Consider the following 24,445-nt stretch of genomic DNA (forward strand, 5'->3'; position numbering starts at 1 on the left):
GGGTACTCACTCATGAGCACGACCAGCCTGAGATATCGATCGCGGACGGCGACAGCCCTCTTCGATCTACTCAATCCCATTCCCTACGGACTCTTCGTCGGGACGCTGATTTTCGACATCATCTTCGTCATCACCGCCAACGTTTTTTGGGCGAAGGGCGCCGCGTGGCTCGTCACGACGGGGCTCATCCTCGCGATCATTCCGCGCTTCATCAATCTCGGGCATGTGTGGTTCGGCTCACGCCACGTCGTCACGCGCACCGAGAAGCTCGACTTCTGGCTCAACCTGCTCGGCATCATCGCGGCGGTCGTCAACGCGTTCGTGCATAGCCGCGACGGTTATGGAATCGTGCCGCTCGGCGTGATTCTTTCGGTTATCACCGTGGTGCTGTTGAGCGTTGGACATATCGCGCTTGCCTTCGATAAATTCGGCTTCCAGGAGGCGGCTCGTGACTAAGCAAACCACTTTGACGAGCGTTATCGCGCTCTCTATTGCAGCACTCTTTGCGGGATGCAACGAGCACGCCGAATACGACAGCGCGCATCAGGCTGGCGCGAATCCGCCACTGCCTACCGCCAAGAGCTTCTTTACTCCGCCGATGCAAGTCCCGAAGTTCGCGGGCTGGAAAGACAACGAAACGCCCAAGGTCGCGGACGGACTGAAGATCGAGAAGATCGCGTCTGGCCTCGAGCATCCGCGGCAGGTGTATGCGCTTCCGAATGGCGACATTCTCGTGGCCGAATCGGGCAGCCCGAACGCGGAGCCGGTCACCACGCCGAAGCAGTTGATCGCGGGCATGGTCCAAAGCCGCTCAGGAAAGGAATCGAAGGGCGCGAACCGCATCACGTTGCTCAGAAAGCGGGGCGATGGCAGCGGGGAATGGGAAAAGCACGTGTTCATCGACCATCTGCATTCGCCCTTCGGCATGCAGCTGATAGGCGACACGCTCTATGTCGCCGATACGGACGCGCTGCTCAAGTTCCCCTACAAGACGGGCGAAACGAGCATCTCGGCGGAAGGCGTCGAGCTCGCCGATCTGCCTGATCGCGTGAACCATCACTGGACCAAGGCGCTGCTCGCAAGCCGCGATGGCAAGAAACTTTATGTGGGCGTCGGGTCGAACAGCAACGTTGGCGAGAACGGACTCGACGTGGAGTATCGGCGCGCGAACGTGCTCGAAGTGGATGTCGCGACCGGCGCGAGCCGTATCTTTGCGGCAGGCATTCGCAACCCGACCGGCTTGCAATGGGAACCGAAGACGGGGCAACTCTGGACCGTGGCCAACGAACGCGATGAGATTGGCGCGGACCTCGTGCCGGACTATCTGACTTCGGTAAAGGATGGCGCTTTCTATGGCTGGCCTTATAGCTACTATGGCCAGCATGTCGATACGCGCGTCAAGGAGCAGCGTCCCGATCTCGTCGCAAAGGCTATTCCGCCGGATTACGCAATCGGTTCGCACGTCGCGCCGCTCGGGCTGATGTTCTATACGGGCAGCAATTTGCCGGCGCAGTATCGCGGTGGCGTGTTTATCGGCGAGCATGGCAGTTGGGATCGCTCGCCGCTGTCGGGGTATGCGGTGACGTATATCGCGTTCGAGAACGGCAAGCCTGTAGGCACGCCCAAGCCCGTGGTAACAGGCTTCGTTTCCGATGATGAGAAGGAATTGCGCGGCGCGCCTGTCGGCCTGACTCAGGACAAGGACGGCGGACTCGTCTTTGCGGACGATGCCGGCAATACCGTGTGGCGCGTGACGGGCGCGGGCGGCTAGCCTGCGAGCTTGTTGCAGAGACGCCGCATGCCGTTGAAAATCGCTTCGGCAATGTCCATCGGGAAGTCGCGGGGCAGCACGCTCGCGACTTCATCGACGACTTGTTCGGTGCGCGCCGTGACTTCGGCGATCAGCGCTTCGACTTCCGGCGCGGCGAGTCCGACTGTGCGCCCTTGCGCGATCCAGTGACGCGGCAAAATTTCGGCGATGACGTAATGAATGTTCTTGCCATGCACGGCCATGGCGAGTTTCGCGCGCTGCGCGGCAAGCTGATTGCGCCCCCGTCCGATGATCGGATGCGCGGACAGCACGTCATAAAGCGGCGTCGATTCGTAACGATTGCCGGGCAGATGCGCGATGCTGAAGTTCTTCGCGTGACCATCGGTGGCGGCGAGCAGCCAGAAAACCAACTGCGCCATGAAGAAGTCGCGCCGGTCGTCGGCCGCGCGCCCCGAGCCCGACAGCACTTCCATGACATGGCCGATTCCCGGTCCGCCATCCGCTTCGTACTTTTGTAGCGCGGGCGTGCCGGTGGCCTGACACATATCTTCTTGCGGGAGCCGCAAAATCCAGCGCTTGTCGCTCGACAGACGGCGATCGAACCGTTCGACGACGAGCACTTTCTGATCTTCGAAGACTTCGATCTCGCACCGCGCGATAGCCAGCCCGAATGCCGCGACGATCTTCGAGCAAAGCCATTCGTTCTCCACCGATGTCCGCATGTCCGCTCGCATGTTGCCGACGAGCCCAAGCGGCAATTTGAAGATGTGCGTGGTCGGCGTGCTGCCCTCGGGCAATAGCCACTGCTTGCCGCGCCGAAGCAGGGCGGTCTTTTCTTGCGCGCCTGCTATCGAGAGACGCAGGTCATCGAGCGGTTCGTGTTGTCCGAGTTGCGGCGTGGCGGTCGTCTCGCGCAGCAGCCGGGCGATCTGCGATTCGCTCATCGCGCGTCCCGTTATGCTTTCGAGATCGACCGGCGTCTCTCCGGGCGGCAGCATTTGAAGGGCGCCGACGCAGTCGCGACCCAACTGTGCGAGCAGCTGAAACGGCGCCGTGCCGCCCGTTCGATAACGCATGGCAATGCGACGGCGGATTGGCTCGCTGTCGGGCAGAAGGTTGTCGAAAAAGTTCGCGACCACTTGCCCGCGATACGGCTGATTGCCCGGCGTGAACGGCAGCGACAGCGAGAGAGGACGGCCTTGCGGGTCGGCAATCCACTCATCGCGATAGACGAGGCGCTCGCCACCGGTGCTGGATTCCCAGTGGCCGACGGGCAGTCCGTTCATCCAGAGATCGAGCCGGTTCGGGTCAGTGCGGCGCGCCATGCTTACCAGTTCTCCCGCTTTTTCGCGGCTCTGGCCCGCGCCGACGTTGCCTTCGCCGCGATTTTCTTCGTGATGGGCGGGACTTTGTCCGCTATGACGCCATCCGTCAGCATCATCTCGACGCCCAGCACGCGCAAGACTTTGAACATGCGCTCCATGCTTGCCGCAGCGGGATTGGCTTCCAGTTGCGCATAGGTCTGCTGCGTCACGCCCAATTGCGCGGCCATGCTTGCCTGAGTCAGCCCGGCGGCTTTGCGAAAGCCTTTGAGGATGGGCCGCAATTGGCTGAGCGTCTTTACCGGATAGTCCACGAAGATCCCTACAGTCTTAAGACTGTTAAGCGGTTATACAGTTTATGACCTGTTAAAGCAAAAAACAAGTTTTAGACTGTAAATAGTAAAAACAGCCTAAAACCTGTTTTTCGAAAAAGTCTGACCCAATTAAGCATTTTCAGAAAACCTTAGCCCGTGCCGGTTAAAATTCGACGTTTTTCGCCCGCATCGACAGACCACGACACGCCACGACATTCAAGGACCGACTTTCATGCTTGCCCGCATCACCCGCCTGTTTCCGCTCTGGGCCGTTCTGGTCTCGGTTGCCGCCTACTATTCGCCTTCGTCCGTCACGGGCATTGCGCCGCATGTCACCACGCTCCTGACCATCATCATGCTGTCGATGGGCGTAACGCTCTCCGTCGACGACTTCCGGCGCGTCTTCACGCGCCCCGCGCCGGTAATCGCGGGCATCGTGCTGCATTACCTCGTCATGCCGCTTGCCGCGTGGGTTATCGCGAAGGCGTTGCACATGCCGCCTGATCTGACGGCGGGCATGGTCCTGGTTGGCAGCGTGGCGAGCGGCACGGCGTCCAACGTCATGATTTATCTGGCGCGCGGCGACGTCGCCTTGTCGGTGACCATCAGCGCGCTCTCGACACTCGTCGGCGTGTTCGCGACGCCGCTGCTCACGCGCCTTTATGTCGATGCGTCGATCTCGGTCGATGTCCACGGCATGTTGATGAGCATCCTGCTGATCGTCGCGCTGCCTATCGTGGTCGGACTTATCGTGAATCATCTGTTCGAGAAGTTCGTGCGCAAGATCGAATGGCTGCTGCCGCTCGTGTCGATGGTGTCTATTTTGCTCATCATTGCCGCCGTGGTTGGCGGGACGCAAAAGAGTATTGCGTCGGTCGGGCTCGTGGTCGCGTTCGGCGTGGTGATGCATAACGGCATCGGGCTCCTGAGCGGCTATTGGGGCGGCCGCTTGCTCGGCTTCGACGAGGCCGTGTGCCGCACGCTCGCTATCGAAGTGGGCATGCAGAATTCGGGGCTCGCGGCCACGCTCGGCAAGCTCTATTTCACGCCGATAGCGGCCTTGCCCGGCGCCTTGTTCTCCGTGTGGCACAACCTCTCGGGCTCGATGCTCGCGGGTTATTGGGCTGGCCGTCCGGCGAAGGGTTCGACACGCGATACGGATACGGCCGCGGTCGTCGCTGCAAAACGAAACTGACTTGCACGATGCGTGGTGCGCTTCGAGGCGCGCTAGTTTTTGGCGCCCCGACCTTTCCACGTCGCGATGGCCACACCGAGAACGGCGACGCCCATCGCCCACCAGGCCATTGTCGGCAACACTTCGCCGAGAATGAAGTAGGACATGATTGCCGCGCCGGGCGGCACGAAGAAGAACAGCGCCGCTACTTGCGACACCTTTCCGGCGCGTGTCAATGCGAGCAGCAGCGTGATCGCGATCAGCGAGTTGCCGATCACGAGATAAGCGAGCGTGACGGCGAGCGTCGGGTTCTACTGCACTTCCGTGCGCTCGAAGAAGAACGCCATCGGCGCACAGCACGCGAAGCCCACTGCATATTGAACGAGGTTCGACGTGAGCGGGTCCTGCGCGGTGCCCGCGCGTTTCTCGTACAACATCGCGGCCGTGATGCCGATTAGCGCGCCCACCGCGAGCAATACCGGCCCGAGTGCCGATGCGTGCAGCGTGCCGCGCGACAGGATCACGCCGGCCGAGCCGCCGAGCGCGAGTATCAAGCCCAGCCATTGCCGCACGCCGATACGCTCACCGGTCAGCGATGGCGCAAGCACGCTCACGAGTATCGGCTGCAACGAAACGATCAGCGCAAGCCATGACGTTGCAATGCCCGCTGTCATCGACAGATAGCTGAGGCCGAAGTACATCACCTGCACGAGCAGGCCCATGACGACCAGGTAACGCCAGCTTCGCATGTCGCTTGGCCAGAGCGGCCGTCTGGACACGCACACGCCGATGAGCACCGCGATGCTGAGCGCAAAGCGTATCGAGAGAAACGTGAGCGGCGAGGCGTAGTGCAGGCCGGTCCTGGCGACGGGAAAGCCCGCGGACCACAAAAGCAAAAAGACGATCGGACCGCCGATGGCAAGCCAGCGTCCGCCATCTTGCGCTGCTTCCTGCGTGACGCGATGCGCGTTCGGCCCCTGTGCCATGTCTCGCTTCCCTTTAGGTTTTGATCGTCCTGCGACCAGAGCAAACGCTTGTTCGACAAGACGTGGACGGTTTAAAGCCTTCCACGTATGGCTTTGCCGGGAACAACGTCTGCTCTTGCTTACGAGCTAAGGCACTGTTGAAAGCCTTCGCATGACGAGTACTTCCTCTCACAAAAATAGCATTAACCGCGTCTTGCACATTCGCGAAGACATTCTCGCGAAGCCACGCGCGGACTGCCTACGGAGCCCACCTATGCGTGACCTCGACCTCGATCATAACGTCCGACCCGCCCTTCGAACGCCCGCGCCGAAACTCATGCGTCGTGCCGCATTCGGTCTGGCTGCTTGCTTGTCGTTCTCTCTTGCAGCATGCAACAGCGCACCGGACAAGCCGTCACCCATGGCGAACGCGGTCGCCAATGCAACCGCGGCCGTGCGCGCGGACGACGACATGAAGACCGTGCTCGACGCTTATGCGGCACTCGATCCGAAGGCCATCGAGAAGGTCGATGTGCCGACGGCGCGCGCTCAACCTACTTTCGCCGATGCTGTCAACTCCGTGCTGAAGACGCAGGGTCGCAGCACTTCGCCGCAAGCGTTGGTGCCGGGCGTCACGAGCCGCGACATTACCGTGCAGGGCGCGGCCGGCAGCTTGCCCGCGACGGTGTACAAGCCCGCAGGCAATGGCCCGTTTCCCGTCGTGACGTATTTTCATGGGGGCGGCTGGGTAATCGCGGATCGCAAGGTCTATGACGGCGGCGCGCGCGGACTTGCGAAGGCGGCCAATGCAATCGTCGTATCGGTCGATTACCGGCGTGCGCCCGAGGCGCGCTTTCCCGCCGCGTGGGATGACGCCTTCGCGTCGTACAAGTGGGTGGCAAGCCACGCCGCTTCGCTTGGCGGCGACCCGAAGAAGCTAGCGCTCGCGGGCGAAAGCGCGGGTGGCAATCTCGCGGTCGCGACGGCCATCGCCGCACGCGATGCGAATGCGCCGAAGCCGCTTGCCGTGATCGCCGTGTATCCGGTGGCGCAAACGGGCAGCATGAACACGGAGTCGTATATCGAGAACGCAGTGGCCAAGCCGCTCAACAAGCCGATGATCGCGTGGTTCCTCGACAAGCTCTTGCGCACGCCGGCCGACAAGCAGGACACGCGTCTCGACCTGGTTCACGCCAATCTAGCGGGCTTGCCGCCGGTCACCATCATCAACGCGCGTATCGATCCTTTGCGTGACGATGGCGCGCAGTTGCAGAAGGCAATTGCAGCGGTGAACGGGCCGGTCGATCGTCGCGTCTATGACGGCGTGACGCACGAGTTCTTCGGCACGGCGGCTGTGGTGCAGAAGGCGAAAGATGCGCAGCAGTATGCGGGGACGCGCTTGCAGCAGGCTTTTGGCACGGCTCAGTAAGCGCGGGTGATGTGATTCGCACGCGGGACGGCTTGGATTGTTTCCCGCGTGCGCCTCGTGGCTCATCGGTTGAATGTCATTCCTCGCACGGCACGTTGCAAGCCGCGGCAACAGGCCGTGCCTCCGCGCCGATGCCCGCAAGCGTCGCAAGTCCCAGCAACGCCAGCGCACCGCCCACCATGAAGTCCGTCGGAATGCTCGCGCGATCGACGACCGCGCCGCCGACGAACGAGCCCATCGCAATCGCCACTTGGATGATGCTCACGAAAAGCGCCGATCCCGCCTCCGGATGCTCGGGCGTCGCGCGCTGAATCCACATGCTGAAGCACAGCGGCAGCGCGCCGAATGCAATACCCCACGCCAGCACAACCGCGCTGACCGCGAGCGACGAATGCCGCAGGATCGGCATTAGCAGCAGCGCGAACATGAGGAGCGACACCATCGTGAGTAGCGTGCCCTTGAGATTGCGCTGCACGGCGGACGACGCCGCGAAATTCGAGAAGAACCCGATGATGCCGAAGCCGAGCAGAAGCCACGTGACCGTCGCCATGTCGAGGTGTGCATCGCCGAGCAAGAAGGGCGTTACGTACGTGTAGGAAGAAAAGTGCGCGCCGAAGACGAGCGCCACCATCAAAAGACTTCTGCGCGGATGCGAGTGCTTGAGAAGCGCCGTGAGATCGCCGAAGCGCAAAGCCGCAGCCGATGGCAACGAAGGCACGAGCAACCACTGCGCGACGAGCGCGACGGCAACGAGCCCTCCCGTCGCCAGAAACGACACGCGCCAAGACGCCACGCTCGCGATGAACGTACCGAGCGGCACGCCAATGACCGTCGCGCACGTCACACCGGTGAGAATGGCGGCCATTGCGCGTGCACTGTCTTTCGCCTCGACGAGCCTTCCCGCCGCCGATGTCGCGAGCGTCCAGAAACCGCCGAGCGCGGCGCCCAGAAGCGCGCGGCCAAGCAGCATGACAACGAGATTCGGTGCGAACGCCGACAGCAGGTTCGAGCACAAGAGCAACGCGGTGAGCAACAGGAACACATGCCGCCGGTCCATGCGTCCCGCGCCGAGCATCAAAGCGGGTGCGGAAATGGCCGCGACGATGCCGGGAATGGTCACCATCAATCCCGCCACGCCGGGGAGAATGTTCAAGTCGTGCGCGACGTGAGGAAGCAATCCAACGGGTAAAAATTCAGTGGTGACGAACGCGAACGCGCCAATCGTCACGGCGGCGACCGCGAGCCACTGACGCAGCGACGAGTTTTTGTCGTCGGTCAGGGGCGTGGCGCGTTCGAGCGTCGAGTCTTCCATCAGCATGGCGTTTTTCGATCCGGGTAAGGAGTGAGTGCGGGCTTATCTTCGAGCATCTTTGCCGGCAACATAACACTGCCTTTCATCTTCTGCACAAGTGACCCAACCGCGGCTTATGGGGCCGGGTTAGCAATGCCATGCATGTTCTTAGCAGAAGTGCTTGGTTCTATTTTTGGCGGCGCTGCGCTACTTTCGAGGCTTTGGCTTTTATCCGCGTCTCATGCCCAGCAACTCCACTTCTCCGCTTCTTCAAGTGCGTCACCTCGATGTCGACTACGGCGCGCATCGCGCGGTGCGCAAGCTGTCGTTCGACATCGCGGCGGGGCAGGCGGTGGCGCTCGTCGGCGAATCGGGCTGCGGCAAGTCCACTACGGCGATGTCGCTCATGCGCCTTCTGCCGAAGCATGCGAAGACCGGCGGCGCGGCGCTCTTCGATGGCATCGATCTTTTATCGGCGCCGGAACGCAAGCTCGCGGACCTGCGTGGCCGCCGCATGTCGATGATCTTTCAGGAGCCGATGACTTCGCTCAATCCCGTGCTGACTATTGGTGCACAAGTCGCCGAGGCGCTGATTCTTCATACATCGATGTCGCGTGCCGCTGCGCGGAAGCGTGCCGTCGAACTGCTCGATCTTGTGCGCATTCCCGAACCCGCGCGTCGGGCGGACGACTATCCGCATCATCTTTCCGGCGGACAACGCCAGCGCGCGATGATCGCCGCAGCCATCGCTTGCGAGCCCGCGCTTCTTATCGCCGATGAACCCACCACCGCGCTCGATGTCACCGTGCAGGCCGGCATCCTGCGTCTGCTCGATAACTTGCGGCGCGATCTTTCGATGGCATTGCTGCTCATCACGCACGATCTGGGTATCGTGTCCGACTGGGCGGATCGCGTAGTCGTGATGCATGGCGGTGAGGCGCTCGAACAGGGTTCGGCGCGCGACGTGCTCGATCATCCGCGTCATGCCTATTCACGTGGATTGCGCGGCGCGGCGCTGCATCTCTCGGCCGACAAGCATTATCGCGAGGCGCGCTTGCCGGAGATTCGCGCGCTCGCTTCGGCCACGGGCATGACCGATTTCACGCTACATGTGCCGACGCGTGCGGCGCATTCGGCACGGCCCATCGACCACGATGCAAGACCGCTGCTCTCGCTCGACAAGGTCGACACGGCTTACGCGACAGCGCGTGGCACGCGTCATGTGCTGCACGATATTTCCTTCGATATCGCGCGTGGCGAGACGGTGGGTCTGGTCGGCGAATCGGGTTGCGGCAAGTCCACGCTCTCGCGCACCATCATGCGGCTTTTGACGCCGGATGCCGGACGCATCGTGCTCGATGGCTTCGATATCGCGCGGCTGACGCGGCGTGAGCTGGCGCCGCATCGGCACAAGATGCAGATGGTGTTTCAGGACCCTTATGCATCGTTGAACCCGCGCAAGACGGTAGGGCAGATTCTGCATTTCGCGCTCGATGTTCAGGGCACCGTTCCTACCCGCGATCGCGACGCAAGGATCATGAAGATGCTCGATGCAGTCGGTTTGCCTTCGGGCGCGGCGCGTCGTTATGCGCACGAGTTTTCGGGCGGGCAGCGGCAACGCATTGGCATTGCGCGGGCGTTGATACTCGAACCGGCGCTTCTGATCTGCGACGAGCCGGTATCCGCGCTCGATGTTTCCATTCAGGCGCAGATACTGAATTTGCTCAGCGATCTGAAGGATGAATTCGGTCTGTCGATGCTCTTCATCTCGCACGATCTCGCTGTCGTTCGCTACATGGCGGATCGCGTGCTGGTGATGAAAGATGGACGCATCGTCGAAAGCGGCGGGCACGACGAGATCTGGGACGCGCCCCAGCACGCTTACACGCGCACGCTCATTGCATCGGTGGCGGGGCAGCGACAGCGTGCGGGCAGCGATTTCATCGCCGCATAAACAGTTGAGCGCTCAACGCTCCGCATGCAAGCCGAACAAGGAAGCAAGACCATCGCCGAGCAGATTGAGCGCAAGCACCGTGACGACGATAGCAAGACCCGGCAAGGTCGCGATATACCAGTCCGTGCGCAGCACTTCGCGGCCCGCGCCGACCATGTTGCCCCAGCTCGCCATGTTTGGGTCGCCAAGCCCGAGAAACGCAAGCGCGGACTCCGTGAGAATGGCGGTGGCAACCAGCAATGTCGATGACACGAGGACGGGCGTCATCGCATTGGGCAAGACATCCGACACGATGATGCGCAAGTCGCTCGCCCCAAGCGCGATGCTTGCCTGCACCATCTCGCCGTGCCGCAGCTTTTGCGTTTCCGCGCGCACCAGCCGCGCGAGGTTCGGCCACGAAGTCACGCCGATAGCGAGCGCAATCGTCATCACCGAAGGCTGCACGATGGCGACGATGGCGAGCGCGAACAGAAACGGCGGCACCGTCTGAAAGAACACGGTGACGCGATTGATTTCACGATCGAGCCAGCCGCCGAAGTATCCGGCAAAAAGGCCCGCCACCACGCCGATGACGACGCTGATGAACGTCGAAGCCGCGGCGATCACGAGCGAGGCGCGTGCGCCATACAACAATCCCGAGAGGATATCGCGGCCCAGCATGTCGGTGCCGAGCGGAAACGCCGGATCTTGACCCGGACGCAAAAATGGTTCGGCGACGAGTTCTAGTGGATCTCCGGGACGCAGCCACTGCGCACAGAGCGCGACCGCGATGATCGCCGCGAGCAGCACGCCGCCGATCAACGCGGAAGGCGCGCGCAGAAAGCGCAGAGCGGCATGCCAGCGGCGAGGCTTTTGCAGCGCGGAGAGTTGGGACATGGTGCGGTTCTCAGGAGATGCGCGGGTCGAGCCAGCGGTTGATGGCGTCGGTGGCCCAGTTGACGAGGACGACGAGAATCGAGCTGCACAGCAGCACGCCGAGCAGCACGTTGAGATCGCGCCGTACGAGCGCATCGAAAGTGAGCCGCCCGAGCCCCGGCCACGAAAACACCGTTTCGACTACCACCGCGCCGCCGATCACCGAGCCGATCTGCATGCCGAGCATCGTCACGAACGGAATGAGCGCATTGCGCAGCACGTGCACGCGAAAGAGCCGCAACGGCCGCACGCCGCGCGCAATAGCGGTGCGCACATAATCCTCGCGACGTACTTCGATGACGGTCGCGCGAATCAAACGCGCATACGTTGCGACGTAGAAAAGCGCGAGCGTGACAGCGGGAAGAATAAGATGATGTGCGACATCCAGCACATGCGCCCAGCCTGTGAGCCCGGAGGAAATGGTCTGCATGCCCCCGACCGGCAGCCAGTCGAGCCACACCGAAAACACGACCACCAGCATGAGCCCGGTCCAGAAAAGCGGCGTGGCGAAACAAAGCAGCGAAAGCGTGGAGATGACGACATCGACGAAACGTCCCGCGTACCATGCAGCGAGCGCGCCGAGCAGCAGTCCGACGATGGCCGCGATCAGCACCGCGCTCCCCATCAGCAAAAGCGTGGCGGGCACGCGGTTCCAGATGAGCTGCGCGACGGGCATGCCTTCGCGGAACGAGTAGCCGAGATCGAAGCGCGCGAGATGTCCGAGGTACTTTGCAAACTGCACCCAGAGCGGTTGATCGAGCCCGAACTGCTGACGCAACGCGGCGACGTATTGCGCCGACGCGCCGCCGGATTCGCCCGCGATGACCTGCACGGCATCGCCGGGGGCGAGCCGAAGCAGGAAGAAGTTGACGACCGCAATGCCGAGCACGACGCCCACGAGTTGCCCGAGCCGACTCAACGCGATGGAGAGCCATCGCGCGGTGCGCTTTGTATCGGTCGCGATGAGCTCACTCATGCTTCGAAGGGTCGGTGTACCACACGTTCTTGAACGAGCCATAGACCTGATCGACGCCGCTTACCGTATCGTTGAGGTCGGCCGATTGCACCGTGAAGAAGTGCAGTTCGAGCAGCGGCAGCGACGGCAGATCGGTCTGCACCTGACGCTGGAACGCTTTGAAAAGCGTTACGCGTTCGGCTTGATCGCCGGAGGCTTGCGCATCGCGAATCAGTTGATCGACCTTGGCGTTGCGATACCCCGAGCCATTCGTGAACGGAATGTTCTTGCCGATACTGTCCGACTGATACTCGCGCGTCACGCCCACTTGCGGGTCCGAGAAGCCTGCGTACCACTGGATCGTCACGTCGAAATCGCGGTCGCCGTAAATGCGGCGCGTGTAGGTCGGCGTGTCCTGATTGCGGATATCCGCGTCGATACCGATTTTCTTGAACGCTTGCTTGATGAACTCCGCGCTGCGAAGAAACTCGTCACCGTACGGCAGATAATCGATAGTCAGCTTGAAGCGCGTACCGTTGGGGCCTGCCTTGTAACCGGCCGTATCGAGCAACGCGTTGGCCTTCGCAATGTCGTAGGGATACTGCGGCACGTCGGGCTCGAAGAACTCCTTGAGCGTCGATACGACAGGGCTCACCGCTGGTTTGCCGAAGCCTGACCACACCACGCGGTTATACGCGTTGCGATCGATGGCCAGATAAAGCGCCTGCCGCACGCGCGCATCCTTCAACTGAGGACGATCGTTGTTGATGTCGAGAAAGAGCCACGGCGAGAGCCATTCATAACCCTTCGTTTCCACCTTGAGGTTCGGCAGTTTCGCGAGACGTTGCGCGTCGCGAGCGGGTACGGGGCTCAGCGGCGCGTATTGCACTTCGCCCTTTTCGAGCGCGGCGGTGCGTGCGCCGCCATCGGGAATCACACGATAGATCACCTTGTCGAGATACGGCTTGCCCTTGTCCCAGTAGTCCGGATTGCGTTCGAGCAGAATGTAGTCGCCTTTCACCCATTTGCGGAAAATGAACGGACCCGTGCCCACTGGCTTGTTGTTGTACGGATTGTTGAGGACGTCCGTGCCTTCATACAGATGCTTCGGCAACACTTGCGCGCCGTTGCTGTTGAGCGAACTCAGCACGGCAAGCGATGGCTTCGAAAAATGGATGATGACGGTGTAATCGTCCGGCGTATCCACGCGGTCCGCGTTGGCGAACAGAGCCTGATTGCGCGGATGATATTTCTTCCACACGTTTTCGAGCGTCCACTTCACGTCGGCGGAAGTGAAGGGTTTGCCGTCGTGCCACTTCACGCCCTGACGCAGATTCAACGTGAGCGTCTTGCCGTCGGTCGAAAGCGCCCACTTGACCGCGAGTCCCGGCTTGAGATGAAAGTCGTTGTCGTATTCGATGAGGCCGTCGAAGACATTGGTGCTGAAGGTTCCCGTCGGCGACGACGTGCTCAGTGCTGCCGTCAGAATGACAGGCTCGGGCTGCGAGATGACGGTGAGCGTGCCGCCGCGTTTGGGCGTCTCTGCGTGAGCCAGGCTCGATCCCGCGATGAGCGCCACGAATGCGAGCGGGCGCGCCCAACGCTGCCAGAGCCTGAGTGTTGTGCTGGTCGACACGTGCGATTCCTCTTGTTGTGATGTTGCGCGATATTTGCGTAGTGTTGATTCGATGTTGCGGTAGATGGCCGCTGCAAGACAGGGCGAGCACCTTGCGGGATCGCGAACGATAGCAACGACTCGCCACGTGAGGAACCAATAAAAAGTGCTGTGCATATGACGTAGCATGCTTCGCATCGGTGCGGCGGATGAGCGCTGCGCGGCCACGAAGAATGGTGTACGTTTCGTGTCTCGCCTGGCTTTCATATCGAACGGATCGCACATGACTCATCAAGCCGATGTCCGCGCGCTCGCCGCGCTCGAATCACGTAACGCGCATGCTGGGGCGTTTCGCCGCCTCTCGCAGGCGCATTGGAGCGACGGTCGTCTGTCGAGCCGCGACAAACATTTGGTCGCTGTGGCGGTGGGGCAGGTGACGCGTTGCGAGTACTGTATCGAGCATCACGCGGAGATCGCGAAGCGCCTGGGTGCATCGCTCGATGAGTTGCTTGCCGCTTCGTATATCGCTGCGGCGCTAGAGACTTTCGGGCGCGGTGAAGTGAAGATCGATGCCGCCTTCACGTTCGAACAACGCGAGTCGGTGATCAACGGCACGGCTATTGGCGCGGGCCGCGATACGTTCGCAAGCACCGTCTTTCGCGACGATACCTTGCCGCGTGAATTGCGCCTCGTGACCGCCGCCGCTGTCGCGCAAGCGCAAAATCACGAGCCGTTGCGGCGGTCGCTGCACGCGCTTGCCATCGAAGCAGGCGTCACATCCGAGGCGCTCGAAGAAGCCTACGCGGTCGCGATCATTCTGCGTGCGGGCGCGGTCTACGCGCATACCTTGCCTATCGCGAGATTGTTCGAAGCGAAGTGATGCAAGCCGGGTCCATTCATCGTGGCCCGGCTTTTCTTCATCCCAAAATAGCTACTAACGGTCTCTCGCCAACACGTCAGTGAATCGCGCAAAGCCGTGCGAATAGAAAAACAACGCGCTTGGTTCGGAGAGCCTGCAAGTCAGGCGCGATACTCTATGGTTTTTGCGCTCAACGTGACCGAGATGACACCGACTTCGCCTGGCAACGGCTTGGCTTCGGCCAGCAGGTTTATCGTCGTGACCGTGCTCGTGGGTGTGGGCGCGGGCATCGGCGGCATGTTGCTCGCGTTGTTGCTGCACGCCATCCAGCACATCGCGTTCGGCTATAGCCTCGATGCGGTCATCAGCCGGGAGAGCTTTCTCGAAGGCGTGACGGCCGCGCCACCCGAGCGCCGGCTCGTCGTGCTTACGTTGTGCGGTCTCGTGGCGGGAATCGGCTGGTGGTGCGTGTATCGCTTCGGCAAGCCGCTCGTGAGTATCCGCAAGGCCGTCAAATCGGACGATCCGCGTATGCCGGTGATCAGCACGCTCGCGCATACGGTGTTGCAGATCGTCACGGTAGCCATGGGTTCGCCGCTCGGCCGTGAAGTCGCGCCGCGCGAGATCGGTTCGCTATGGGCGGGATGGCTCGCGCATTACGCGGGACTCACGCTCGCGCAGTCGCGCATCATGGTGGCGTGCGGCGCGGGTGCGGGGCTCGCGGCGGTCTATAACGTGCCGCTCGGCGGCGCGGTGTTCGTGCTCGAAGTGCTGCTCGGCACCTTCGAATGGTCCATCGTCGCGGCGGCGTTCGCGACCTCGGCAATCGGCGCGCTGGTAGCGTGGGTCGGTCTCGGCGATGAACATCAGTATCGGTTGCCCGCGCTCGCCTTCAATGCGCAGATCGTCGTGTGGGCCGTGGTCACGGGGCCGCTTTTCGGCGTCGCTGCCTGGGTGTTCGTGCGGCTGACATCGGCGGCGCGCAATGCCGCACCGCGCGGCAATGCATTGCCGGTGCTTGCACTCATCAACTTCGCGATGATCGGTGCGCTCGCCATGTATTTCCCGCAACTCGTCGGCAACGGCAAGGGGCCGGCGGGCCTGTCGTTCGACAATCAGATGACGCTCGGGCTCGCCGCCGTGCTGCTCGTGCTCAAGGTGATGGTCGAAGTGATTACGTTGCGCGCGGGCGCGGAGGGCGGTCTGCTCACGCCGGGGCTTACGAATGGCGCGCTGCTGGCCGTGATTCTCGGTAGCGTGTGGAATGTGCTCTGGCCGGGAACGTCGCTTGGCGCGTTCGCTGTGGTGGGGGCGGCAGCGTTCCTGGGGGCATCGATGCAGATGCCGTTGACGGCCATCGTGCTGATGATCGAATTCACGCGTTTCAGCCAGGACTTTCTGATTCCGGCTGCGCTCGGCATTGCGGGTTCGACGGTGGCGTACCGGGCGGTCGAATCCTACGCGGCCCGCGCGGTCGCACGGCCGGAGCAACCGGCCAATGGCGTCGACGGGATCACGCCTTGATACATCGCGGGCTTTGCGCGGCAGCACCGCACGCCGCCGCCGAAGCCCGCGACGACCTCAATCGTCCAGCAGCGAAGCGTCCCGCACCGCGCCCTTATCCGCCGACATCACGAGCTTGGCGTAAGCCTTGAGCGCGGTCGATACCTTGCGCGGACGCGGCGCGGCCGGCTTCCAGCCTCGGGCGTTCTGCTCTTCGCGGCGGCGCGCGAGCTCGTCATCCGACAGCAGCACGTCGATAGTGCGATTCGGAATGTCGATGCGAATCTTGTCGCCATTGCGCACGAGGCCGATAGCGCCGCCCGCCGCCGCTTCGGGCGAGCAATGACCGATTGACAGGCCCGACGTGCCGCCCGAAAAACGCCCGTCCGTGAGAAGCGCGCACGACTTGCCGAGCCCCTTGGATTTGATGTAGCTCGTCGGATAAAGCATCTCCTGCATGCCGGGTCCGCCCTTCGGACCTTCGTAGCGCACGATCACCACGTCGCCCGCCTTGACCTTGTCGTTCAGAATGTTTTCGACCGCCTCGTCCTGCGATTCGGTGACATGAGCCGTGCCTTCGAACACCAGAATGCTCTCGTCCACGCCAGCCGTTTTCACCACGCAGCCGTCCAGCGCGATATTGCCCGTGAGCACCGCCAGTCCGCCTTCGCGCGAGAACGCGTGTTCATACGAGCGGATGCAGCCTTCGGCGCGATCCGTATCGAGACTCGGCCAACGCGTGTTCTGGCTGAACGCCACTTGCGTCGGCACGCCTGCGGGACCGGCCATGTAGAAGGTCTTCACGGCATCGTCGGGATTGCCCTTGATGTCCCACTCGTCGAGCGCGTCCTTGAGCGTGTGCGCGTGGACCGTCGGCACGTCGGTATGCAGCTTGCCCGCGCGATCCAGTTCGCCGAGGATAGCCATGATGCCGCCCGCGCGATGCACGTCCTCGATGTGATACTTGTTCGTGTTCGGCGCGACCTTGCACAGTTGCGGCACGACGCGCGAAAGGCGGTCGATGTCCGCCATGGTGAAGTCGATTTCCGCCTCGCGTGCAATGGCCAGCAAGTGCAGGATCGTGTTGGTCGAGCCGCCCATGGCGATGTCGAGCGTCATCGCGTTTTCGAACGCCTTGAAGCCGACCGAGCGTGGCAGCACGCGGTCTTCCTCGTGCTCGTAATACTGCCGCGCCAGACCGACGATACGGCGCCCCGCGCGCTTGAAAAGCTGCTCGCGATCCGCGTGCGTGGCGACCACCGTGCCGTTGCCCGGCAGCGACAGACCGAGCGCTTCGGTCAGGCAGTTCATCGAGTTGGCCGTGAACATGCCCGAGCACGAACCGCACGTCGGGCACGCGGAGCGTTCGACCTCAGCGACATCGGCGTCGGAGTAGGAGGCGTCGGCGGCGATCACCATGGCATCGACCAGATCGAGCTTCTTGAACTCGATTGCCTTGGTCTTCGGATTGGCAAGATGCGTCTTGCCGGCTTCCATCGGTCCGCCGGACACGAAGACAACCGGAATGTTGAGGCGCATGGCGGCCATCAACATGCCCGGCGTGATCTTGTCGCAATTGGAAATGCAGACCATGGCGTCGGCGCAGTGCGCGTTGACCATGTACTCGACCGAATCCGCGATGATCTCGCGGCTCGGCAGCGAATACAGCATGCCGTCGTGACCCATGGCGATGCCGTCATCGACCGCAATGGTGTTGAATTCCTTGGCGACGCCGCCCGCCGCCTCGATCTCGCGCGCGACGAGCTGACCGAGATCTTTCAGGTGAACATGTCCGGGAACGAACTGCGTGAACGAATTGACGACGGCGATGATCGGCTTCGAAAAGTCTTCGTCTTTCATGCCGGTGGCGCGCCACAGCGAGCGCGCTCCCGCCATGTTGCGGCCGGCGGTGGAGGTTTTGGAACGGTATGCGGGCATTGTGATTTCGAGGAGTCGCGGGGAAGAATGTGGGCCAGGGGATGGGCGGCCGGACATGCGCCCGTGCGAACGACCTTTTGAGCTTCGCCGCGGGCAATCCCAATAGTATCCCACAGGCCCTGAAACGACCGCTGGATGCGGCTTTGGCGGTTTTATCGCGATACGGGCGGCTGGAGCGGCTGGGGTGGCCGGGGTGGCCGGGGTGGCGTTACCCACATGGCGCTCGGCACGATGAAATACTGCGGCGCATTGCGCGTGGAGAGCGTGCCAGTAACGGCGATAGGAACCCGCACCGGAGGCGGCGGCACGCCAATGAGCTGTATGCGCGGGACCATGAGCCGTCCCAGCGCGTCCTGCGAAAACCGCCTGTCCACGACGCACAGGGGCGGGTCCATTGCGAGCATCCAGGCGGTCCTGACGGAGCCATCGCTCGATTCCACGTCTTCACGCACGGCGGTGCCGAAAAGCGTGATTGCCGTGCCGACGGGATAGCACGCCACGTCGGCCCGGACCGCGCCGGCCCACAACCACAGTGCAACAAACAGGGAGCCGGTCTTCACGGATAAAGTGCGCAACGCGTTGTTCGTTACGCGCGTCGCGGACGCTGCACGCGCGCCATCGGCGTACGTTCGTCCGTCCTTCTCGGCGGCAGCGTATGCGGCTCGCACACCGTGGAGATCGCGTTCTTGTAAATGGCCTGCGAGCCTACCGGCGACTGCACGGCAATGACGTACTGATCGAAAGACTCGATGACGCCGGTGAGTTTTATACCGTTCACGAGAAAAACCCAGACGGTTTTTCGTTCGGCTATCAGGGCATCCAGGAATGCGGATTGAATTTCATGTTCGACTTGTGACATAGCGGCCATCCTCGACTTGCGTTATTCGCCTAAAAATTGTTATCACAGGGGCGTATCTGTGTAGTAAAGCATATGTGCCGGCGCTCATTCCGGGTAAGTCATCGGTACTCCGGTAAGGAGCGCCCTGAGGTCGTCGGTATTAAACGGTTTCGCCAGAACGGTTACACCCAGGCGACGCGCCTCGGCGAGATGATCAGCGTAACCTGTCATAAGCACGACCGCTTGCCGGGGCAAATGTTTTCTTATCCATTCGGCCAGGCAAATTCCGTCGCAGCCCGGCATCTGAATGTCGGACAGTACCAGAGTGAATCGGTTTCCCTCCTTTAATACGCGCATGGCCGCGTCTCCGTCCGACTCGTGGCGCGCGTGCCAGCCGAGCACGTCCAGCACCGCGACGAGTCCCGCAGCCACTTCCTCGTTGTCCTCGACCAGCAGCACGGACGTCTCATTGTCGATCAAAGGCACGCTGACCGGTTCCGCTTCGTCTGCTTCGAGCGGCGCGGCGCCCGTCCAGCGTGGAAGGTAGATGAAAACGGTCGTGCCTTTTCCCCATGTCGTCTCCAGTCGCGCCGTGCCTCCGGCTTGCTCGGCCATGGCCAGTACCTGAGCGAGTCCGAGGCCCGTGCCCGCGCCCGCTGCCTTCGTGGTGAAGAGCGGCTCGAAAGCCTGGTGCGCCACTTCGTCGCTCATGCCGGTTCCGGTGTCGCGGCTTTCGATCACCACGTAATCGCCGGGCGGAACGCTGTAGCGCCGGCTGCTGAACGAGGTATTGCGCGCGGTGACGATGAAATGGCCGCCGCCACGCATCGCGTCTTTCGCATTGACGGCAAGATTGACGAGCGCGGACGTGAGCTCGACAGGATCGACCTTGACCATCCAGAGCGCGTCCGGCGCATTGATTTGCACCGTGATCTTGCTGCTCATGGCCGAATGGAGCAGCGGCTCCGCCTGTTCGAGCCAGCGGTTCAGATTGAGCACGCGCTGTTGCAACGGCTGCTTGCGTGCGACGCTCATCAGCCGGCGAGCCAAGACTCGCGCATTGATGGACGCGCGCTCGACCGCGTTCACCTCGTTCCTGACGCCGATATAGTTCTTGCGCCGCACGAGCTCCATGTTGGCCGTGACGACCATCAGCAGGTTGTTGAAGTCGTGTGCCACGCTCGCCACGAGATTACCGAGCGCGCCCATGCGTTGCAGATGCCGCGTCGCGTCTTCGGCGCGCTGGCGCATCGCCAGTTCGCGGCGCCAGTTGAGCCAAGCCGCCTCTTCCGCTTTGAGGCGGCGCAGCGAGAATACGACGAGAAACCACAAGCAGACGCATGGCACGAGCGCGAGTCCGGCCACCAGCATGTCGTCGTGCCACCAGTCGTGTATCACGTCGCTCATCGCATAACTCGCCGATACATAGACCGGGTAATTCGATGCCTCGCGAAACGCCATCATGCTCTGGCCGCCATCGAGCGGTGAGTCGCCTCGCATGGAGCCGATGGACACCCTGCGCGCGAACGCGTTGGCGAGCGGCACATGATGCGTCGGCGCATTCATGAGCTTCGGCGCCGGCAGACGCACGAGAATGCCGCCGTCCTGTCGATACAGACCGAGCGTAAGTCGAGGATTGTCCACGAGAAGCTGGCGATAGAAGTCGAGCAGATAATTCCGGTCGAGCGAAACGACCACCGCGCCAATAAAGCGCCCGTCGCTCGCGGTCCGCGCAACGAGTTCGTTCACGATATCAAGGCCTGCCATCCGGCCGCGCACCGGCATCGACACATACAGCGGTGCGTGCGCGGCGCGCGTGGCCAGAAAGTCGTCCCGGTCGCCTATCGATACGGCAGGCGCGGGCATCTGCTTACTTGTCGCGAGTATTTGGCCGGTTCGTCCAACCACGGAAAGCGCCGCCACGTGCGGCAGCTTGGTGACGAGCGCACTCAGCGTGTCGTGCAACTGCACCTGTTGGGTGCGCAGCGTGGCCTCGTCGGTCGAGCCGATTGCCTCTCCGACACGTGCAAAAAGTTCGCGATTCAGATCGAGAAGGTTGACGAGCTTGCACTCGGCGATCCACGCAAGACGGTCGAGCGCAATCTGCTTTTCGTGAATGGCGCGATCGTACGTAACGTAGCCGTACAATGCCGCGCACAGCAGGGGAACCGTAACGGAGGTGACGAGCACGGCCATGAGTCGCCGGCGCGCGGTCTGGAAGTCGGGGGTATGTCTCGAAACTTCGTCGGATGCGTCTTTGGAGGACGTGGCGGCGCCGGTCATTGAAGACCTCCGGACGAGCGCACCCGATTAGCCATGTCGGATGGCGGGCCGATATTGGTACGCATGTCACTGTCCTCGGAATAGGCGAAAACTTCGCATTCCAATGCGGCTTTCGCTCTTTGTCTGACATCCCGAGCCGGTCTCTCAGGTCGGCTCTTGAGCTTCGCCTTTATTTCGCGGCGAGGCTTATTCGTAATCCGTAGCAATCGTCATACCGCGCAAACAGGCACCAGCAGGTCGCATTTGCGCACGCGGCAGTACTTCCTGATAAGAGTAGAGGAACAAGTTGAGCGTTGTCGATCAAAAATTCGTGGCCGGTATCGATGTCGGCGGGACGAAGAAGGGGTTTCATCTGGTCATCGTGAGGGGCCGCGGCATCGAATGCGTTTTGACCAGCACGCATCCGCTCGAATTACACGAGCAGTGCCTGCGCTTCGGCGTCGCTGTCGTCGCCATCGATGCCCCTTGTCGTTGGGGAGCGGAAGGCGTTGGGCGCACGGCCGAGCGGCAACTGGCGCGCGAACGCATCTCCTGTTTCTCGACGCCAACGCTCCAACGCGCAGAATCGAATCCGAGCGGGTTCTTCGACTGGATGATCAACGGCGCGCGTGTGTACGATGCATTCGCGAACACTCATCCCATTCTCGAAACGAATCGATACTCGGGCAAGGCAGTCGCCATCGAGACGTTTCCGCACGCGACGACATGTGCGCTCCTTGGGCGCGAAGTCGCGTCGGCGAAGCTGAAGCGCGTGCAGCGCCGACGCCTTCTCGAAGACCTGGGCTTTGAAACGACGCGGCTGAAATCGATCGACTTCGTGGATGCAGCGCTCTGCGCGGTCACGGCGCAGCGCTTTGTCGAAGGCAACACGCGCGCCTTCGGCGACGAGGCCGGAGGCTTTATCGTCGTGCCGGATAAGACGCTCTAGATGGCCACATCCGTCCAGCGTCCGGCGTTCGCGCTTTGCACCGCCGCCGCGACGAAAGCGAGGCCCTTCACGCCGTCGATGACACCCGGGTAGAGCGTCGCTTCGCCGGAGACATCGCGCCCGGCCAATCGGTTGGCGACGCGCTTCGCGAACTCGGTGTACAGATTCGCAAACGCCTCGAAGTAACCTTCGGGATGCCCTATCGCAATGCGTGTCGATTGCTGCGCGCCTTGGCTCGTGGCGGGCCCGAGTCTGCGCGTGATGATCTGTTCGAAGCCATCCTTGCGCCGATGGATCAACCGGTTCGGCTCTTCCTGATGCCATTCCAGGCCGCCCGCGTCGCCATGAATTCGAAAGCTCAGGCCATGCTCGGAACCCGCGGCCGCATTGGTCACGTATAACGAGCCACGCGCGCCGTTGCCGTAGTGCGTCAACGCGCCGACATAGTCGTCCACCTGGCGGCCGGGAATGGCCGAGCCGAGGTCCGCGCAGATTTGCGTGACGTCGAGTCCCGTGACGAAGCCGCCAAGATGAAACGCGTGCGTGCCGATATCCATGAGGACGAGCGACTCGCCACCGCGTTTGCCCTCGGTGCGCCATCCCGAGGGCAAGTCGTGGTGCGCGAAATAGCCCTGGATGTATTGCAGATGCACTTGCCGGATCTCGCCCAGTTCGCCCGCCGCGACCATGTCGCGCGCTTGTCGCACCATCGGGTAACCGGTATAGCAGTAGGTCACGCAGAATTCGGCGTGTGTCTCGGCGACTTTGCGCGCAATGTCCCGCGCGGCGGCGAGCCCGTGCGCGAGCGGCTTGTCGCAGATGATATGAAATCCGCGATCCAGCGCCTGCATGCAGATGTCGTAGTGCGAGTCGTTGGGCGTCATGACGGCGACCACGTCCATCCGGTCGGGACGTTGAGCTTCGGCTTGCAGCATCTCCTGCCACGAGCCATACGCGCGTTCTGCAACGATGCCAAGCGCAATGCCCGCCTCGCGCGAGCGCACGGCGTCCGAAGTCAGCGCACACGCGACAACCTCGTATTGACCATCGAGCCGCGCCGCGATCCTATGCGTCTCGCCGATTATCGAGCCCGGTCCGCCGCCTACGAGTCCAAGACGGATGCGCCGTCCGATGATGTCGATCGTCATTGTCGAGTCCCGTTGGAAGGTCAAGCGGTGCGCCCGAGCGACGCGTAGTGGGTGAGCGCGTCATCGAACCGTTGCGCGGACCAGGCTTCTTCGATTGCCTGGTTGAACAGATCCTGCTGTGTGGCCGGCGCAAGACCGTTGAGCGGCGGATTGAGATCGAGGTTCGTCGGGAACGCGTAGCCTTCCGCGCAGGAAGCGATGATCGTCCGCGTTTCCGTATTCGTGATGCGTCCTTCGGCACGCATCTCGCGCAGCACGGAATAAAGCGCGGCGCACATGCGGTTGCGGTCGAGCGACTCCATCGCACGTCCATACGCCGACGACACCTGTAGCAGATTCGCCATGCGCTGAACGTCCGTGGTCCGGTTCGAGCCGGCCGCATGAAATAGCGCGGGGCTGAAGAAGATTGCATCGCCCTTTTTCAGCGGCAACTGCACGAAGTTCGCTTCGAAGTAGTCGCGGAAGTCTTGCCGCCGCCACGCGACGTAGCCTTCGGCATAGCGCTGCGAACAGGGCAGCAGCTTGGTGGGACCGCTTTCAACCGGCATGTCGCCATGCGCGACCGCGCCTTGCAAAGTGAGAAACGGCGACATTGCGTGAACGTGCGCGGGAACGCGCTGCGCCTCGTCGACCGTGAGGAAACCGAGGTGGAAGTCGCGATGCGCTTGCTGCGCCGCACCGCCCGGCCGCACGACATTCACTTGCGATGTCATCTGATAACCCGGCCCCAGCCACGCTTCCGATGCAGCCGCGATGACGGGGTTGGCGAAGTATCGAGCGAAGACGGCTGGCGCTTTCAGGCAGAGCTTTTCCTGCGCGTTCCAGATGCGGTCGTTCGCTCCGGCCTTGGCGAAGTGGTCCGCCTTGCCGCCGCCCGCAGCGCGTTCCTCGCGAATGATTGCTTCGAAGACTTCGGTAGCTTCGTCGATGGGCGCGGTATCCGCATACGCTTCCCGAAGCACGAAAACACCCGCGCCCTTCGACAGCACGTGCGCCCATTCCGCGAGCAAGGACTGGCGACGCGCGGCATCGCCGAGCACGTTCTCGAGTTCGGGGCACGCATAAACAGGGATGCGCTCGCGCACTTCGGCGCAGTACTCGAGCGCTTCAATGTCATCCGCGGCTTCGACCTGCGCCACGAAGTCGCTCACCGAACAATCCTCTTCCCGATACCAGCCCGACCGCTGCGCCGACGTCATGGTGTCTCCTCCACTCTGGCGACAAGCTTAGTCTTATCGACGCG

Annotated in this window: 20 protein-coding genes and 2 pseudogenes; 8 read left to right on the forward strand and 14 right to left on the reverse strand. The window is 62.3% G+C overall.

Annotation, left to right across the window (positions count from 1 at the left end):
* Positions 1–12: 12 nt before the first annotated feature.
* Both NCT03_RS29230 and NCT03_RS29235 read left to right on the forward strand, forming a co-directional pair.
* The gene (locus NCT03_RS29230; protein WP_244831820.1) at positions 13–456 is read left to right on the forward strand and encodes a DUF2231 domain-containing protein; all 444 of its coding nucleotides are present in this window, start codon (positions 13–15) and stop codon (positions 454–456) included.
* A complete protein-coding gene (locus NCT03_RS29235) occupies positions 449–1,771 on the forward strand; it encodes a PQQ-dependent sugar dehydrogenase (RefSeq protein ID WP_250494895.1) in 1,323 nt (440 codons plus the stop codon). Before NCT03_RS29230 ends, NCT03_RS29235 begins: the two co-directional genes overlap by 8 nt.
* On the opposite strand, the gene NCT03_RS29240 is transcribed toward NCT03_RS29235, so the two are convergent.
* Positions 1,768–3,096, reverse strand: a complete 1,329-nt coding sequence (locus tag NCT03_RS29240; protein ID WP_250494896.1) for a type II toxin-antitoxin system HipA family toxin — start codon at positions 3,094–3,096, stop codon at positions 1,768–1,770. The two genes, NCT03_RS29235 and NCT03_RS29240, sit on opposite strands and share 4 nt — an antisense overlap.
* A gap of 121 nt (positions 3,097–3,217) precedes the next feature.
* Positions 3,218–3,407: pseudogene (locus NCT03_RS34415) on the reverse strand (helix-turn-helix transcriptional regulator); the annotation flags it as partial.
* A 232-nt stretch (positions 3,408–3,639) separates the two neighbouring features.
* Here NCT03_RS34415 and panS point away from each other — a divergent pair.
* A complete protein-coding gene (gene panS, locus NCT03_RS29250) occupies positions 3,640–4,602 on the forward strand; it encodes a ketopantoate/pantoate/pantothenate transporter PanS (RefSeq protein WP_244831817.1) in 963 nt (320 codons plus the stop codon).
* 32 nt (positions 4,603–4,634) lie between these two features.
* On the opposite strand, the pseudogene NCT03_RS29255 reads toward panS, so the two are convergent.
* Positions 4,635–4,865 (reverse strand): annotated as a pseudogene (locus NCT03_RS29255) (EamA family transporter); the annotation flags it as partial.
* Between the two features lie 27 nt (positions 4,866–4,892).
* Positions 4,893–5,567 carry a DMT family transporter gene (locus NCT03_RS29260; protein WP_250494899.1) on the reverse strand — a complete coding sequence of 225 codons (675 nt, stop codon included), beginning with the start codon at positions 5,565–5,567 and terminating at the stop codon, positions 4,893–4,895.
* A gap of 253 nt (positions 5,568–5,820) precedes the next feature.
* Between NCT03_RS29260 and NCT03_RS29265 the strand changes: the two genes are divergently transcribed.
* Positions 5,821–6,975 carry an alpha/beta hydrolase gene (locus NCT03_RS29265; protein ID WP_250494900.1) on the forward strand — a complete coding sequence of 385 codons (1,155 nt, stop codon included), beginning with the start codon at positions 5,821–5,823 and terminating at the stop codon, positions 6,973–6,975.
* Positions 6,976–7,051: 76 nt separating this feature from the next.
* Here the strand turns inward: NCT03_RS29265 and NCT03_RS29270 are convergent, their stop codons facing one another.
* Positions 7,052–8,293 (reverse strand): MFS transporter, encoded by a 1,242-nt coding sequence (locus NCT03_RS29270; protein WP_250469873.1) that lies wholly within the window; start codon positions 8,291–8,293, stop codon positions 7,052–7,054.
* Between the two features lie 214 nt (positions 8,294–8,507).
* Between NCT03_RS29270 and NCT03_RS29275 the strand changes: the two genes are divergently transcribed.
* Complete coding sequence (locus tag NCT03_RS29275; protein WP_250494935.1) at positions 8,508–10,220, forward strand: ABC transporter ATP-binding protein; 1,713 nt, start codon at positions 8,508–8,510, stop codon at positions 10,218–10,220.
* A 12-nt stretch (positions 10,221–10,232) separates the two neighbouring features.
* On the opposite strand, the gene NCT03_RS29280 is transcribed toward NCT03_RS29275, so the two are convergent.
* From NCT03_RS29280 to NCT03_RS29290, 3 genes are read right to left on the reverse strand one after another with little or no spacing between them, the layout of a single operon-like run.
* Entirely contained in the window at positions 10,233–11,096 is an 864-nt protein-coding gene (locus NCT03_RS29280; RefSeq protein WP_250494901.1) for an ABC transporter permease, read from the reverse strand.
* A gap of 10 nt (positions 11,097–11,106) precedes the next feature.
* Positions 11,107–12,111 (reverse strand): ABC transporter permease, encoded by a 1,005-nt coding sequence (locus NCT03_RS29285; protein WP_250494902.1) that lies wholly within the window; start codon positions 12,109–12,111, stop codon positions 11,107–11,109.
* Entirely contained in the window at positions 12,104–13,726 is a 1,623-nt protein-coding gene (locus tag NCT03_RS29290; RefSeq protein ID WP_250469870.1) for an ABC transporter substrate-binding protein, read from the reverse strand. The genes NCT03_RS29285 and NCT03_RS29290 overlap by 8 nt, the downstream gene beginning before the upstream one ends.
* Before the next feature lie 262 nt (positions 13,727–13,988).
* Here NCT03_RS29290 and NCT03_RS29295 point away from each other — a divergent pair, with 262 nt between their 5' ends.
* Both NCT03_RS29295 and NCT03_RS29300 read left to right on the forward strand, forming a co-directional pair.
* A complete protein-coding gene (locus tag NCT03_RS29295) occupies positions 13,989–14,585 on the forward strand; it encodes a carboxymuconolactone decarboxylase family protein (RefSeq protein WP_250494903.1) in 597 nt (198 codons plus the stop codon).
* A gap of 183 nt (positions 14,586–14,768) precedes the next feature.
* The gene (locus NCT03_RS29300) at positions 14,769–16,088 is read left to right on the forward strand and encodes a chloride channel protein (RefSeq protein WP_250494904.1); all 1,320 of its coding nucleotides are present in this window, start codon (positions 14,769–14,771) and stop codon (positions 16,086–16,088) included.
* 57 nt (positions 16,089–16,145) lie between these two features.
* Here NCT03_RS29300 and ilvD read toward each other — a convergent pair whose 3' ends face one another.
* The 4 genes from ilvD to NCT03_RS29320 form a co-directional block, all read right to left on the reverse strand.
* A complete protein-coding gene (gene ilvD / locus NCT03_RS29305) occupies positions 16,146–18,005 on the reverse strand; it encodes a dihydroxy-acid dehydratase (RefSeq protein WP_250494905.1) in 1,860 nt (619 codons plus the stop codon).
* 152 nt (positions 18,006–18,157) lie between these two features.
* Entirely contained in the window at positions 18,158–18,580 is a 423-nt protein-coding gene (locus tag NCT03_RS29310; protein ID WP_250494906.1) for a hypothetical protein, read from the reverse strand.
* Positions 18,581–18,591: 11 nt separating this feature from the next.
* Positions 18,592–18,864 carry an RNA chaperone Hfq gene (gene hfq, locus NCT03_RS29315; protein ID WP_244831805.1) on the reverse strand — a complete coding sequence of 91 codons (273 nt, stop codon included), beginning with the start codon at positions 18,862–18,864 and terminating at the stop codon, positions 18,592–18,594.
* A gap of 84 nt (positions 18,865–18,948) precedes the next feature.
* Positions 18,949–21,126: a hybrid sensor histidine kinase/response regulator family protein gene (locus NCT03_RS29320; protein WP_250494907.1), complete on the reverse strand. Its 2,178-nt coding sequence runs from the start codon at positions 21,124–21,126 to the stop codon at positions 18,949–18,951.
* A 286-nt stretch (positions 21,127–21,412) separates the two neighbouring features.
* Here NCT03_RS29320 and NCT03_RS29325 point away from each other — a divergent pair, with 286 nt between their 5' ends.
* The gene (locus tag NCT03_RS29325; RefSeq protein ID WP_250494908.1) at positions 21,413–22,054 is read left to right on the forward strand and encodes a DUF429 domain-containing protein; all 642 of its coding nucleotides are present in this window, start codon (positions 21,413–21,415) and stop codon (positions 22,052–22,054) included.
* On the opposite strand, the gene NCT03_RS29330 is transcribed toward NCT03_RS29325, so the two are convergent.
* Both NCT03_RS29330 and NCT03_RS29335 read right to left on the reverse strand, forming a co-directional pair.
* Complete coding sequence (locus NCT03_RS29330) at positions 22,051–23,202, reverse strand: Gfo/Idh/MocA family protein (protein ID WP_250494909.1); 1,152 nt, start codon at positions 23,200–23,202, stop codon at positions 22,051–22,053. The genes NCT03_RS29325 and NCT03_RS29330 overlap by 4 nt on opposite strands.
* Before the next feature lie 20 nt (positions 23,203–23,222).
* Positions 23,223–24,401, reverse strand: coding sequence for a phytanoyl-CoA dioxygenase family protein (locus NCT03_RS29335; protein ID WP_250494910.1), 1,179 nt, complete (start codon positions 24,399–24,401; stop codon positions 23,223–23,225).
* Between the last annotated feature and the right edge of the window lie 44 nt (positions 24,402–24,445).

Source organism: Caballeronia sp. GAWG1-1 (assembly GCF_023631465.1).
GTDB lineage: Bacteria > Pseudomonadota > Gammaproteobacteria > Burkholderiales > Burkholderiaceae > Caballeronia.

What these genes read in the sequence shown, in the direction of transcription:
- NCT03_RS29270 (WP_250469873.1), bottom strand. Translation starts at nt 8,293, where the DNA reads ATGCTGATGGAAGACTCGACGCTCGAACGCGCCACGCCCCTGACCGAC.
- NCT03_RS29330 (WP_250494909.1), bottom strand. Translation starts at nt 23,202, where the DNA reads ATGACGATCGACATCATCGGACGGCGCATCCGTCTTGGACTCGTAGGC.
- panS (WP_244831817.1), top strand. Translation starts at nt 3,640, where the DNA reads ATGCTTGCCCGCATCACCCGCCTGTTTCCGCTCTGGGCCGTTCTGGTC.
- NCT03_RS29335 (WP_250494910.1), bottom strand. Translation starts at nt 24,401, where the DNA reads ATGACGTCGGCGCAGCGGTCGGGCTGGTATCGGGAAGAGGATTGTTCG.
- ilvD (WP_250494905.1), bottom strand. Translation starts at nt 18,005, where the DNA reads ATGCCCGCATACCGTTCCAAAACCTCCACCGCCGGCCGCAACATGGCG.
- NCT03_RS29230 (WP_244831820.1), top strand. Translation starts at nt 13, where the DNA reads ATGAGCACGACCAGCCTGAGATATCGATCGCGGACGGCGACAGCCCTC.
- NCT03_RS29320 (WP_250494907.1), bottom strand. Translation starts at nt 21,126, where the DNA reads ATGACCGGCGCCGCCACGTCCTCCAAAGACGCATCCGACGAAGTTTCG.
- hfq (WP_244831805.1), bottom strand. Translation starts at nt 18,864, where the DNA reads ATGTCACAAGTCGAACATGAAATTCAATCCGCATTCCTGGATGCCCTG.
- NCT03_RS29285 (WP_250494902.1), bottom strand. Translation starts at nt 12,111, where the DNA reads ATGAGTGAGCTCATCGCGACCGATACAAAGCGCACCGCGCGATGGCTC.
- NCT03_RS29260 (WP_250494899.1), bottom strand. Translation starts at nt 5,567, where the DNA reads ATGGCACAGGGGCCGAACGCGCATCGCGTCACGCAGGAAGCAGCGCAA.
- NCT03_RS29300 (WP_250494904.1), top strand. Translation starts at nt 14,769, where the DNA reads ATGACACCGACTTCGCCTGGCAACGGCTTGGCTTCGGCCAGCAGGTTT.
- NCT03_RS29280 (WP_250494901.1), bottom strand. Translation starts at nt 11,096, where the DNA reads ATGTCCCAACTCTCCGCGCTGCAAAAGCCTCGCCGCTGGCATGCCGCT.
- NCT03_RS29240 (WP_250494896.1), bottom strand. Translation starts at nt 3,096, where the DNA reads ATGGCGCGCCGCACTGACCCGAACCGGCTCGATCTCTGGATGAACGGA.
- NCT03_RS29295 (WP_250494903.1), top strand. Translation starts at nt 13,989, where the DNA reads ATGACTCATCAAGCCGATGTCCGCGCGCTCGCCGCGCTCGAATCACGT.
- NCT03_RS29275 (WP_250494935.1), top strand. Translation starts at nt 8,508, where the DNA reads ATGCCCAGCAACTCCACTTCTCCGCTTCTTCAAGTGCGTCACCTCGAT.
- NCT03_RS29265 (WP_250494900.1), top strand. Translation starts at nt 5,821, where the DNA reads ATGCGTGACCTCGACCTCGATCATAACGTCCGACCCGCCCTTCGAACG.